The sequence below is a fragment of the Brevundimonas sp. genome, assembly GCF_052436175.1.
In the GTDB taxonomy this organism is placed as follows: domain Bacteria; phylum Pseudomonadota; class Alphaproteobacteria; order Caulobacterales; family Caulobacteraceae; genus Brevundimonas.
This window is the reverse complement of sequence record NZ_JBQVNM010000077.1, coordinates 1-11,630: the sequence shown is the minus strand read 5'-3', so window position 1 is coordinate 11,630 and position 11,630 is coordinate 1. Positions and strand designations below refer to the sequence as shown.

Annotated in this window: 13 protein-coding genes; 5 read left to right on the top strand and 8 right to left on the bottom strand. The window is 69.5% G+C overall.

All coding sequences use genetic code 11. The annotated features are described in order from the left end of the window. Nucleotides 1-17: 17 nt before the first annotated feature. The 3 genes from tsaD to ACT6QK_RS13525 are packed head-to-tail and all read left to right on the top strand — an operon-like array spanning nt 18 to nt 2,540. Nucleotides 18-1,151, top strand: a complete 1,134-nt coding sequence (gene tsaD, locus ACT6QK_RS13535; RefSeq protein WP_444598351.1) for a tRNA (adenosine(37)-N6)-threonylcarbamoyltransferase complex transferase subunit TsaD — start codon at nt 18-20, stop codon at nt 1,149-1,151. A 16-nt stretch (nt 1,152-1,167) separates the two neighbouring features. Then, nucleotides 1,168-2,166: an NAD(P)H-dependent glycerol-3-phosphate dehydrogenase gene (locus tag ACT6QK_RS13530; RefSeq protein WP_444598350.1), complete on the top strand. Its 999-nt coding sequence runs from the start codon at nt 1,168-1,170 to the stop codon at nt 2,164-2,166. Continuing rightward, a complete protein-coding gene (locus ACT6QK_RS13525) occupies nt 2,163-2,540 on the top strand; it encodes a Rieske (2Fe-2S) protein (RefSeq protein ID WP_444598349.1) in 378 nt (125 codons plus the stop codon). The genes ACT6QK_RS13530 and ACT6QK_RS13525 overlap by 4 nt, the downstream gene beginning before the upstream one ends. A 16-nt stretch (nt 2,541-2,556) precedes the next feature. Here ACT6QK_RS13525 and ACT6QK_RS13520 read toward each other — a convergent pair whose 3' ends face one another. The 5 genes from ACT6QK_RS13520 to ACT6QK_RS13500 are packed head-to-tail and all read right to left on the bottom strand — an operon-like array spanning nt 2,557 to nt 7,265. Continuing rightward, complete coding sequence (locus ACT6QK_RS13520) at nt 2,557-3,084, bottom strand: phasin (protein WP_444598348.1); 528 nt, start codon at nt 3,082-3,084, stop codon at nt 2,557-2,559. 26 nt (nt 3,085-3,110) lie between these two features. Then, nucleotides 3,111-3,863 (bottom strand): creatininase family protein, encoded by a 753-nt coding sequence (locus ACT6QK_RS13515; protein WP_444598347.1) that lies wholly within the window; start codon nt 3,861-3,863, stop codon nt 3,111-3,113. 43 nt (nt 3,864-3,906) lie between these two features. After that, nucleotides 3,907-4,500: a TetR/AcrR family transcriptional regulator gene (locus ACT6QK_RS13510; RefSeq protein WP_444598346.1), complete on the bottom strand. Its 594-nt coding sequence runs from the start codon at nt 4,498-4,500 to the stop codon at nt 3,907-3,909. Between the two features lie 3 nt (nt 4,501-4,503). Beyond that, nucleotides 4,504-6,132, bottom strand: coding sequence for a DHA2 family efflux MFS transporter permease subunit (locus tag ACT6QK_RS13505; RefSeq protein ID WP_444598345.1), 1,629 nt, complete (start codon nt 6,130-6,132; stop codon nt 4,504-4,506). Then, entirely contained in the window at nt 6,129-7,265 is a 1,137-nt protein-coding gene (locus ACT6QK_RS13500) for an HlyD family secretion protein (RefSeq protein WP_444598344.1), read from the bottom strand. The genes ACT6QK_RS13505 and ACT6QK_RS13500 overlap by 4 nt, the downstream gene beginning before the upstream one ends. A gap of 195 nt (nt 7,266-7,460) precedes the next feature. Between ACT6QK_RS13500 and nth the strand changes: the two genes are divergently transcribed. After that, complete coding sequence (gene nth, locus ACT6QK_RS13495; RefSeq protein WP_444598343.1) at nt 7,461-8,204, top strand: endonuclease III; 744 nt, start codon at nt 7,461-7,463, stop codon at nt 8,202-8,204. Here nth and pelA read toward each other — a convergent pair. Beyond that, nucleotides 8,196-9,296, bottom strand: a complete 1,101-nt coding sequence (gene pelA / locus ACT6QK_RS13490; RefSeq protein WP_444598342.1) for a pectate lyase — start codon at nt 9,294-9,296, stop codon at nt 8,196-8,198. The genes nth and pelA overlap by 9 nt on opposite strands. A 134-nt stretch (nt 9,297-9,430) precedes the next feature. Continuing rightward, on the bottom strand, nt 9,431-10,303 hold the full coding sequence (locus tag ACT6QK_RS13485; protein WP_444598341.1) for an ATP-grasp domain-containing protein: 873 nt from the start codon (nt 10,301-10,303) through the stop codon (nt 9,431-9,433). Between the two features lie 118 nt (nt 10,304-10,421). Here ACT6QK_RS13485 and ACT6QK_RS13480 point away from each other — a divergent pair, with 118 nt between their 5' ends. Further along, nucleotides 10,422-11,438 (top strand): adenosine kinase, encoded by a 1,017-nt coding sequence (locus ACT6QK_RS13480; protein ID WP_444598340.1) that lies wholly within the window; start codon nt 10,422-10,424, stop codon nt 11,436-11,438. A 2-nt stretch (nt 11,439-11,440) separates the two neighbouring features. Here ACT6QK_RS13480 and ACT6QK_RS13475 read toward each other — a convergent pair. Then, a partial coding sequence (locus ACT6QK_RS13475) for a Smr/MutS family protein (RefSeq protein ID WP_444598339.1) occupies nt 11,441-11,630 on the bottom strand: 190 nt, incomplete at its 5' end.

The window sequence follows — 11,630 nt, the reverse complement described above, 5'->3', positions numbered from 1 at the left end:
ACCTCGACCCGATGACGATGGGCGCGGACTATAGCAGCGGGGCGGACCCCGCAACCGGCGCGCCCGGACCGTCCCTGACGGTGTTGGGGCTGGAAACCAGCTGTGACGAAACCGCCGCCTCGGTGGTGCGCTTGTCCCCTGATGGCGAAGCGACCGTCCTGTCCTCCGTCGTCCACAGCCAGATTGACGACCACGCGGCCTTCGGCGGGGTGGTGCCGGAGATCGCCGCGCGCAGCCATGTCGAGATGATCGCCGACGTCGCCGCCCGCGCCATGGCGGAGGCGGGTCTGGACTATGCAGGGCTGGACGGGGTGGCCGCGACGGCGGGCCCGGGTCTGGTCGGCGGCGTCATGGTGGGGCTCAGCTTCGGGAAGGCGGCGGCCCTGGCGCGGGGTCTGCCCTTCGTCGGGGTCAACCATCTGGAGGGTCATGCGGTTTCGGCGCGGCTGGCGCGGCCCGTGGCCTATCCGTTTTTGCTGTTGCTGGTCTCGGGCGGTCATTGCCAGCTGCTGGAGGTGCGCGGCATCGGCGACATGAGCCGTCTGGGCACCACCATCGACGATGCGGCGGGTGAAGCCTTCGACAAGATCGCCAAGGCCATGGGCCTGGGATACCCCGGCGGCCCCGCGCTGGAGCGACTGGCCGCGACCGGAGACGGATCACGCTTCGAATTGCCGCGCGCCCTGCTGGGGCGAAAGGACTGCGACCTCTCCTTCTCGGGACTGAAGACGGCGGCGTCGCGTCTGGCCCAGGCCTGCGAGACCGATCAGGACCGGGCCGATCTGGCCGATGCGGTCCAGACCTCCATCGCGCGCCAGTTGTCGGAGCGGACGGCGCGGGCGATGGCCGACTATGCCGAACGCCATGACCAACGGCTGCTGGTCGTCGCTGGGGGCGTCGCGGCCAACAGGACGGTTCGGGCCGTGCTGGAGAAGACGGCGGCGGATCGCGGCTTCGATTTCCTGGCGCCGCCCATGGCCTATTGCACCGACAATGCGGCGATGATCGCCTTGGCGGGCGCCGAGCGGCTGGCCCTGGGCCTGACCTCGGACATCGACATGGCGGCCCGGCCGCGATGGCCGCTGGACGAAGCGCGCGCCCTGGCCGATCCTGTGCATGCGAAGGCGGGCCGCAAGGGCGCCAAGGCTTAACGCGTAGAGGCAGCTCATGAACTTCAGCTCCGCAGGGGTGATCGGCGCCGGCGCCTGGGGCACGGCCCTGGCCCAGGTGACCGGCTGGGCCGGCCTGGACACCCTACTGCAGGCGCGCGAGCCCGAGGTGGTCGAGAGCATCCGTGAGCGCCGGATCAACGAGGCCTTCCTGCCCGGGGTGACCCTGGACGACCACGTGCAGGTGACGTCCGATCTGGCCGATCTGGCGGCATGCGACCTGGTGCTGGCCGTGCCCCCAGCCCAGCATCTGCGCGGGACGATGCGCGCCTTCGCCCCCCACTACCGGCCCGGCACGCCGATCGTCCTCTGCGCCAAGGGGATCGAGCGCGGCTCGCTGAAGCTGATGACCCAGGTGCTGGCGGAGGAGATCCCGGGCGCCACGGTCGCGGTCCTTTCGGGGCCCAGCTTCGCTGCGGACGTGTCGCGCGGCCTGCCGACGGCGGTGACCCTGGCGTGCGAGGACGCCGATCTGGGCGAACGGCTGATGCAGGCCCTGTCGGCCCCGACCTTCCGCCCCTATCTGGCGACCGACCTGATCGGCGCCGAGGCGGGCGGGGCGTTGAAGAACGTCCTGGCCATCGCCTGCGGCATCGTCGAGGGCCGCGAACTGGGCCGCAGCGCCCATGCCGCCCTGATCACCCGGGGCTTCGCCGAAATGACCCGGCTGGCCGTGGCCCTGGGCGGCGAGGCCGAGACGGTGGCGGGCCTGTGCGGACTGGGCGATCTGGTCCTCACCTGCTCCAGCCCGATGTCGAGGAACATGAGCCTGGGCCTCGCCCTCGGTCAGGGACAGAGCGTCGAACAGGCTCTGGCCGGCAAGCGATCGGTGGCCGAGGGCTATGAGAGCGCCCCGGCCGTGCGCGAACTGGCCCGCAGCCTGAACGTCGAGACCCCGATCTGCGAGGCCGTGGCGGCGGTGCTGAACGGTGAAACCACCGTCGATCAGGTCATCGAGGGCCTGCTGTCCCGGCCGCTGAAGGTCGAGCGGGATTGACCGACGCCGCCCCCACCGAACGCAAGCGCGTCTGGACCACGCCGCCGAATGTGGCCCTGTGCGCCCATGACGACATCGCCGAGCCCGGCTCGCGCGGTTTCGTGTTGCAGATCGGCGAGGCCTTCTTCCACGGCTTCGTGGTGCGCAAGAACGGCGAGACGGTCGGCTGGGTCGATCGCTGCCCGCATGCGGGGTTTCCCATCGCCGTGGAACTGGACCGCTATCTGACGCCGGATGGATCGCTGATCCTGTGCGGCTGGCACGGGGCGGTGTTCGAGCCGATCTCCGGCGCCTGCGTCGGCGGGCCGTGCGCGGGCGGGAAGCTGACACCCTGGCCGGTGAAGGTCGAGAACGGCGTCGTACGGACGGCCTGAGACGCGACGACAGGCTCTACTTCTTCAGCCGCTTCGCATTGGCGACGGCGGTGTCGTGGATCGGCTTCATCGCCTCGGCCTGGGCCTTGAGGATTTCGGTGTTCAGGGCCAGTGCCTGGGCCGTCGCGCGGCCCCACCAGCCGAAGGCCCAGGCGGACTGGGCGGCGACGAAGGCGGCGGGGGTGGCGGCCGTGGTCATGGCCGAGGCGGCGCGACCCGCCTGCTGCATCTCGTCGGCGGCCGATTTCGACAGGCGTTGGCCGATCTCGCCCAGGCTGCGGGTCATGGCGGCGGCGGAGGCCGAGGCGGCCTTCATCTTTTCCGCGCTCATCAGGGAGATTTCGGTCAGGTCGGTCTTGCCCGGATCGACGAGGCCGGCGGTCAGGATGTCCATGCGGGCGGCGATCACGTCGCCGGCCGCCTGCATCATGGCCCCGCCCGCAACAGCCGTATCGGCGGCGGTGCGCGCGTTCCGGGCGGCCACGCGGCTATCACGCAGGAAGTCGTCGAGCAGGGTCATACCCTGATGAAAAGCAGTGGCCATGACCTGTCGATGGACCCCGTTGGCCTTTACGGCAAGGTTTCATTCGCGAAATCGGCGACGTCGCGCAGCAGGGCGGGAACGGCGGCGTCGATGATGGTTTGACCCTTCTCCGGGCTGGCCTGGGCCGGGTCCGAGCCGATCCGGCCGTCGGGGAAGCGGGCGCGATAGTCGAGGGCGTCGCGGATGGGCCCGCTGGGCGCGATCTGCGGGCTGTAGTCGGCCGTCTTGATCCGGTCGGGATAGGCGGCCTGGGTGACGGCGATCTCGGACGGGGTGGCGTGCATGCCGTGGCCGGTCGGGAACAGGCGGTTGCACAGGCTGTTGACGCCAGGCAGGTCCCACCAGTTCCTCAGCTTGAGCACCATCGGCGGCTGTTCCTCGACGAAACTCCACTCCGCATAGATCTCGCTGAAGGTCGCCTCGATGGTGGCGACATTGCCGCCGTGGCCGTTGAGGAAATAGATCCGTTCGAAGCCGTGACGGCTCAGCGACGAGACCCAGTCCGTGATCGCCGCCATGAAGGTCGAGGGGCGCAGGGAGATGGTGCCGGCGAAGGCCAGGTGATGCTGGGCCATGCCGATGTTGAAGGTGGGGGCCACGATCAGGCTGTCGTCGGTCTTCTCGGCCGCATGGGCGATGATCTCGGGGCACAACCAATCGGTGCCCAGCAGACCCGTCGGCCCGTGCTGTTCGTTGGAGCCGATGGGGACGACGACGGTCTTGGCGCCACCGGCGATGCGGGCGTCGATCTCGGGCCAGGACGACAGATGGATCAGCATGGCGAAACTCCGGTGAACAGGCCCCGGCTTTAGGCCCGTTCGGTCAGGCGGAAAAGGCGCGGATGAAGCGAATGGCGGCGTCGCGCGCCTTGGCCTCGGCGACGACCTCCGGCTGGGACACCCCCATGAAATGCCGCAGATGGGCGTAGCCCAGCACCATGCCGGAAAACATCTCGGCGGCCGCCTCGGGGTCGGGAATGGTCAGCCGGCCCTGTTCGTGCTGCAGCGCCAGCCACCCGGCCAGACGCCGCAGCGACTCCCCCGGGCCGCCCTCATAGACCGCGGCGGCCACGTCCGGCGCATGGGGCGCCATCAGGGCGACGCCGCGCAGCGAGGCGCCCTTGTCGGCCGCCCAGATGCGTTCGATCATCGACCGGGCGAAGGCGGTCAGCACCTCCAGCGGTTCGCCCGGCCCCCTGAGCGGCGCGGTCACGGCGTCCGACCTCTGGCGCGCCAGGGCCCGGCCGATGTCGGTCTTGGTGGGGAAGCGGTTGTAGAGGGTCTGTTTCGACACCCCCGCCTGACGCGCGATCTCGGCCATGGAGACGGTCAGGCCGCGTTCGGAGAACAGGGTCTGGGCGGCCTCGAGGATGGCCTCGGACTTCTTCGGATCGATCTGGCCGACGGCTCTGGGCATGGGTCAGTGCGCGTCCATGGGCGGGCCGCCGGCCGGGATCTTCACCGGCTTGGCGAACAGGGTGACGAATGCCGCGAAGGCGCAACCGACCGCCAGGGCCGCGAAGGCGTCGCCGAACGACAGGGTGGTGGCCTGACGGAGCAGGATGCCGTTGACCGCCTTCATCGCCGCGCCCTCGGGGTCGATGGAGTTGGCCATCAGGGCGGAAATCCCCGCGATCATCTCCTGCATGGCCTGATCGCCCTGGCTGATCCGGCTGGTCAGTTCGCCCATGTGCAGGGCGGTGTTGGTGGTCAGGGAGGTGTTGAGCATGGCCAGACCGAAGGCGCCGCCGACGTTGCGGCTGAGGTTCACCAGACCCGAGGCGTTCTTCACCATGTGGGGCGGCAGGGTGGACATGGTGACCTGTTGCGAGGCGATCATGGCGATCATGACCCCGACGCCGCGCAGGGCCTGAACCCCGGCGAACTGCCAGAAGCCCCATTCCTGGGTCACCGCATGGGCGTCCCACATGCCCCAGGCGCAGAGCATGAAGCCGCCGAACATCAGGATGCGCGGATCGACCAGCCGCACCAGACGACCGGCGAAGGGCGCCGTCAGGAACATGGCCAGACCCGAGACCACCATGGTCGTGCCGACCTCGGCCGGCGAATAGTCCCGCACCCGCGCAAGGAACAGGGGCAATAGGAAGGTGCCGCCGAACAGGGCCGCGCCGACGGTGAAGGTCATCACGACACCCACCATGAAGTTGCGGTTGGTGAAGGCGCGCAGTTCCACGATCGGATTGCGATAGCTCAGCGAGCGCCAGACGAAGGCCGGGCCGGTGACGGCCGCGATCACGGCCAGCAGCAGGATGGCGTCGTCGGCGAACCAGTCGTTCTTGGACCCCTCTTCCAGCACATACTGCAGGCTCATCAGGAAGGTCGCCATCAGGCCCAGACCCGCCCAGTCGAACCCCTTGGCCAAGGACGGATCGCCCTTGTCGAAATGGGCGTAGCGGCTGACCAGGAACAGGACCAGCATGCCCGGCGCGACATTGATGAAGAACAGCCAGCGCCAGCTCAGCCACTCGGTCAGGTGGCCGCCCAGGGTCGGGCCGACCGTCGGCGCCAGGGTGACGATCAGACCCATGACGATGGAGGCGGTGATCCGCTTGTCCGGCGGAAAGGCGGTGAAGGCGACGGCGAAGACGGTCGGGATCATCGCCCCGCCGACGAAGCCCTGAAGCGCGCGGAAGAAGATCATGGCGTCGATGGAGTTCGACAGGCCGGTCGCCACGCTCATCAGCAGGAAGCCGGTGCAGGAAACGAGAAAAACCATCCGCGTGCCCCACAGCCGCGACAGGTATCCCGACAGGGGGATCATCACGACCTCGGGGATCAGATAGGCGGTCTGGATCCAGCTGATTTCGTCAGCCGAGGCGCCGATGCCGGCCTGGATCTGGGGCAGGGAGGCGGCGACGATCTGGATGTCCAGAATGGCCATGAACTGGCCGATGACCATGCCGGCGAAACCAAGCAGCAGCATGGTCCAGTTGATCTGGGGCGCATCCGCCACGGGGCCGGAGCCGGAACCGGACGCGGCGCCCGGATTGCCCGACGCAGCGGCCGTCGGGGAGACGGCGTCGGTCACCGGCCTGCCGCTCCCTGAACATCGGCGACCTGCCGGGCGCCGGCCGTCTCGGCGAAGCTCTGGCCGCCGGGGCTCTTCAGATCCACCTTGACCTCGACAGACAGGCCGGGGCGCAGGGCGGGTTCGCCGGGGTCGCGATCGACCACGATGCGGACAGGCACCCGCTGGGTGATCTTGGTGAAGTTGCCGGTGGCGTTCTCGACCGGGATCAGGGCGAACTCAGAGCCCGTCGCCGGGGCGAAGCTCTGGATGCGGCCGTGCAGGGGCTCGCCCTTGAAGGCGTCGGCCTTGATCTCGACCGTCTGGCCCAGACGCAGCCGGTCCAGCTGGGTCTCCTTGAAGTTGGCGACCACATAGGTGTCGGCCAGGGGCACGACCGACAGCAGCTGGCGACCCGGCGTCACATACTGGCCGACGCGCACGCTGCGGGCGCCGACAACCCCGGCGGACGGCGCGCGGATGACGGTGCGGTCCAGGGCGATCCGGGCCTGTTCGACGGCGGCGCGGGCCTGTTCGACGGCGGCGAGCGCCTGTTCGCGCGACGAGCCGCGCACGGCGGCGGTGCGCTGTTCGGCGGTGAGGGCGGCCTGGGCCTGGGCGACCGTCGCCTGGGCCGAGACGGCGCCGGCGCGTTCGGTCTGGATGCGTTGCTGCGAGACCCATCCCTGTGCGGCCAGCTTGCCGTAACGATCGACCTCGGCCTGGGCGAGACCGGCCTGGGCGCGGGCCTGCTGCACGGCGGCGGCGCGGGCGGCCACCGTGGCCTGATCCTGCGCCGACTGGGCGTCGACATTGCCGACGGCCGCGACGGCGGCGGCCAGGGCGGCCTCGGCCTTGGACAGGGCCGCCTTCTGATCGGCGTCATCCAGGCGGACCAGAATCTGACCGGCCTGGACCTGCTGGTTGTCCCCGACCAGCACCTCGGAGACGTAGCCGGCGATCTGGGGGCTGATCAGGGTGGTGTCGGCCTGGACGAAGGCGTTGTCGGTCGCCTCCCAGCGCTGCTTGTTCTGCCACCAGACGAAGCCGCCGACGATCAGGGCGACGGCGACGACGCCCGCCACGATCAAGGGGAGGCGCTTTCTGGCTGCGGATTTCGGGGCGGGGGTCGGGGCGAGGGGATCGGCGGACATGTGCGACCAATTGAAGCAGCTGGGAGAGGCGGCGCTAAAATGGACGGTCGCGTCCACAAATCAATACGCCCTTGCGCCCTTTTTTGCGCTCGTCATGTTTCAGCGCGTGACCGAGCTACTTCCGCCTGCCGCATCGCCCCTTTTCGCGCGCGCTCGCCACGCCGACGCCCGGCCGGCGCGCGCCATGGATTCCTGATGGCGAAGTCTCCCGTCCGGTCCGCGAAGTCCACGCGCAAACCCGTCGCCAAACGCCCTGCCGTCATGACCGGCGCGGCCATTCCGACCCTGCGTTGGCCCCCGAACGAGGATCGCGTCGAAGGTATTTTCGAGCGTCTGGCCCGGGTCATGCCGGAACCGAAGACCGAGCTGAACTTCACCGATCCCTATACGCTGGTCGTCGCCGTCGCCCTCTCGGCCCAGGCCACGGACGTCTCGGTCAACAAGGCCACCGACCGGCTGTTCGCCGTCGCCGACACACCGGCGAAGATGCTGGCGCTCGGCGAGGAGGGGCTGGTCCCGTACATCGCCTCCATCGGCCTGTATCGCGGCAAGGCCAGGAACGTCATCGCCCTGAGCCGGATCGTGCAAGAGGAGCACGGCGGGGTGGTGCCCCTGACCCGGGAGGCGCTGCAGGCTCTGCCCGGCGTGGGCCGCAAGACGGCCAGCGTGGTGCTGAACGAGCTGGGCATCGAACCGGCCATCGCGGTGGACACCCATGTGTTCCGCGTCTCCCACCGTTTGGGATTGGCCAACGCCGCGACGCCCGACAAGGTCGAGGCCCAGCTCCACCGGATCGTGCCCGCAGCCTTCCTGCCCAAGGCCCACCACTGGCTGATCCTGCACGGCCGCTACACCTGCACGGCGAGGAAGCCCAACTGCGGGGGATGCGTGATTTCGGATCTGTGCCCGTCGCGGGCGGGTCTGATGGCGTTAGCCTAGACGCCGCTTCCACGCCGGATAGTCGGCGTCCAGCAGGCGGGCGGCTGAATCGACGTAGTAGCTGTAGCCCGCGCGGCGTTCCTGCTCGATCTCGGCCAGGCTGGCCTTGGCGACCGACTCGCGGCCCATGAAGATCGGCTTGCCGGTCTCCAGATCATAGAAGCGCGCCCACTGCGGCCCGGCCGAAGCGTCCTGGACCACCCGACGGTCGCGGTGACCCTCCGCGTCGGTGAAGCTCTCGATGCGGATGCCGGGAATGGCGTGGGCGCGGAACCAGGCGACCGATCCCTCGACGGCCGCGATCACCTCGGGCGAGGGGTCGGGCAGGCTCATCAGATAGCGGGTGATGCCCACGCTCTCCCCGCCGGAATAGGACGGGGGTTCGAACCGGCGGGCCCAGGCGGGCGCCAGCGTGACCTGATCGTGCTGGGCGCACCAGACGGTCAGGAGGCCGTCTTTGCGGATCTGGGTCTTGAGGATGACGTCGAGGCCGCGCGCCGTGGCGTCCGCCGCCCTGGCCCGACGTTCCGCATCGACAAACCCATAGGGTCCGCGTCCGCTCTCGATCTCGCGCAACAGGTTCAGCACCCGCACCATGGCGTCGTCGTTGAAGGTGATGTGGTCGTAATAGCCGCCGCGCAGGGGGTAGAACTGGGGCCAGCCGCCGTTCGGATATTGCGCCGCCAGCAGCCAGTCGAGGCCCCGGTCGAAGGCGGCGCGATAGGCGGTCGTGTCCGCCTCGGCATTGGCGGAGATCACCCGCGCCAGATAGGCCATCGGCACGGTGGTCGCCTGATTGTCTATGGTGTTGGTCGAGCCGGGCGAGATCGGTCCCGTCGGCGGGATCGCCAGAGACATGTTCTTGGGCCAGCCGCCCTCGGCCGACTGATACTTCAGCACATTGTCCGCCACCGCCCGCGCCTCGGCCGAGGCGAACCAGGCGGGGTCGCGTTTCAGGATTTCGGCGTTCCAGACCACGGAAGGCGCGGCGGCGGCCGTCTGGGCTGCGGCGGGGATCGGCGTCGCGCAGGCCGCCACAGGCACGGCGAACATCAGGGCGGTGGCCAGCGACAGGCCGAAACGGTGGGTCATTCTTCCTCTCCAGCCCGGGCTTTCTTCTTCTGGCGGCGACGGCCGCCGGACAAATAGACACCGGTTACCTTAAGGCTATCACATCGGCGGCGATTGGCCATATCCGCTGCAATGACAGGCGGTTTCGGGGTGGATCAGAGCCCCAGCCGCTCCCGCACCGCTTCGCCGAAGCCGGCGCCCGCGCGGGGGTCGTTCTTGAGATAGAAGTCCGGCTCGATCAGCTCGGCCTCCATCAGCACCCAGTTCCCGGCCGCGTCCCGGGCCAGGTCGATCCGGGCGTAGAGCAGGGGCTCCTCCACCGCCGCCAGAACGGTGTGGGCAAAGGCCAGGGCGTCGTCGGGCGGGGTCACAGAGGCGTAGGTTCCGCCGAACTGCACCTGGATGCGGAAGTCGCCGGGCACGGGCCGCTTGTTGACCGCATGGCTGAACCGGCCGCCGAAGAACAGCAGGCTGGTCTCCCCCTCCGTCTCCATCGACGACAGATAGGGTTGGATCATCGCCGCGCCGAGCGGAGGATCGGTCAAGGGCTCGCCCCGGTCGAGGCGCAGCGTCTTCCACGCCCCGCCCGAGACGGTCGGCTTGACCACCAGGGTCTCGGCGCCCAGCGCATCGAAGGCGGCCTCGACCTGGTCGGCGGTCACCCTCTCGCTCCAGATCGTCGGCGGAATGGCCACGCCGCGCTCGGCCAGCCGACCCAGATAGGCCTTGTCCGAGTTCCAGCCCAGCACAGAGGCCGGGTTGGCCAGGGGCAGGCCGGCGTCTGTCCAGGTCCGCGTCGCCCGCAAGAACCGCTCATGGTCGCGATGGTAGCCCCAGACCAGCACCGGCAGGATCAGCGAATAGTTCGCCAGCCCCGAGGCGTCCTCGACATGATCGACCCAGGGGGTGGGCACGGCCGTCACACCCGCCGCCGACAGGGCCGACTGCAGTCGCTCCAGCACCCCCGGCCACTGGCCGCGGTAGGAGGGGTCGGCGGGATCGGGCGTCAGGATGGAGATCTCGGTCATGGCCGCCCTATAGCGCGTCGCAAGCGTAGGTCGCCACCCAAGCCCCAAGGGTTCCAACCCATAAGGACATCCTTATGCGATCATCGACAGTCGGCGCCCCGTCCGCTATGGGGCGGCCATGATCCAGAACCCCTCCACCGCCCGTTATGATGTCTGCGCCGTCGGCAACGCCATCGTCGATGTCCTGAGCCCCTGCGACGACGCCTTCCTGAGCGCCCAGTCCCTGACGCCCGGCTCGATGCAACTGGTGGACGAGGACCAGAGCGCGGCCCTCTATGACGCCATGGCGGCGGGGGTCGAGGCCTCCGGCGGATCGGCGGGCAACACCGTCGCGGGCGTCGGCTCGTTCGGCGGTCGCGCGGCCTACATCGGCAAGGTGGCCGAGGATACGCTGGGCGAGGTCTTCAGCCACGACATCCGCGCCTCGAGCGTGCATTTCGACACCGCCCCGCTGGTCGGCGGCGCCGGAACCGGCCGCTGCCTGATCAATGTCACTCCCGACGGCCAGCGGACCATGTGCACCTTCCTCGGCGCCGCCAACCAGCTGGCAGCCTCGGACATCGACGTCGCCCTGATCGGCGACAGCGAGATCGTCTATCTGGAAGGCTATCTGTTCGATCCGGCCCCGGCCCGCGCCGCCTTCGAGGCCGCCGCCGCCGCCGCCCACGCCGCCGGGCGCAAGGTCGCCATCACCCTGTCGGACACCTTCGTCGTCGCCCGCTGGCGCGCTGAGCTGCTGGCCTTCATCGAACAGTCGGCTGACATCGTCCTGGCCAACGAAGGCGAACTGGCCGCGCTGTTCGAGACAGACGATTTCGACGCCGCCGCCGCCCAACTGGCCGCCCTCGTCGAACTGGCCGCCGTCACGCGCGGCGAGCATGGCTCGGTCGTCATTCGCGGCGAGGAGCGGGTCCCGGTCGCCGCCTTCCCGATCGACAAGGTGGTCGACACCACCGGCGCCGGCGACCAGTACGCCGCCGGCTTCCTGCTGGGCGTGGCGCGCGGCCTGTCGCTGGCCGACGCCGGCAAGCTGGGCTCGCTGGCCGCCTCCGAAGTCATCGCCCACTGGGGCCCGCGCCCGATGGTGAAGCTGGATCAACTGGCGCAGCAGAACGGCCTCGTTCTGACCGCCTGAGGTCAGCGCCGTCTCAACGTCACATAGATGGCGCCGTCGCCGCCGTGCCGGCGCGCGGCGGGGGCGAAGCCGGATACCACGGTCCTCAGGGCCGGGGCGTGCAACCATTCGTGGACGGAGCTGCGGATCACCCCGGTCCCGCCGCGCCGTCCCTGTCCGGTGATGACCAGAACCGCCCCCCAGCCGCGGGCC

What these genes read in the sequence shown, in the direction of transcription:
- tsaD (WP_444598351.1), top strand. Translation starts at nt 18, where the DNA reads ATGGGCGCGGACTATAGCAGCGGGGCGGACCCCGCAACCGGCGCGCCC.
- ACT6QK_RS13530 (WP_444598350.1), top strand. Translation starts at nt 1,168, where the DNA reads ATGAACTTCAGCTCCGCAGGGGTGATCGGCGCCGGCGCCTGGGGCACG.
- ACT6QK_RS13520 (WP_444598348.1), bottom strand. Translation starts at nt 3,084, where the DNA reads ATGGCCACTGCTTTTCATCAGGGTATGACCCTGCTCGACGACTTCCTG.
- ACT6QK_RS13515 (WP_444598347.1), bottom strand. Translation starts at nt 3,863, where the DNA reads ATGCTGATCCATCTGTCGTCCTGGCCCGAGATCGACGCCCGCATCGCC.
- ACT6QK_RS13510 (WP_444598346.1), bottom strand. Translation starts at nt 4,500, where the DNA reads ATGCCCAGAGCCGTCGGCCAGATCGATCCGAAGAAGTCCGAGGCCATC.
- ACT6QK_RS13500 (WP_444598344.1), bottom strand. Translation starts at nt 7,265, where the DNA reads ATGTCCGCCGATCCCCTCGCCCCGACCCCCGCCCCGAAATCCGCAGCC.
- nth (WP_444598343.1), top strand. Translation starts at nt 7,461, where the DNA reads ATGGCGAAGTCTCCCGTCCGGTCCGCGAAGTCCACGCGCAAACCCGTC.
- pelA (WP_444598342.1), bottom strand. Translation starts at nt 9,296, where the DNA reads ATGACCCACCGTTTCGGCCTGTCGCTGGCCACCGCCCTGATGTTCGCC.
- ACT6QK_RS13485 (WP_444598341.1), bottom strand. Translation starts at nt 10,303, where the DNA reads ATGACCGAGATCTCCATCCTGACGCCCGATCCCGCCGACCCCTCCTAC.
- ACT6QK_RS13480 (WP_444598340.1), top strand. Translation starts at nt 10,422, where the DNA reads ATGATCCAGAACCCCTCCACCGCCCGTTATGATGTCTGCGCCGTCGGC.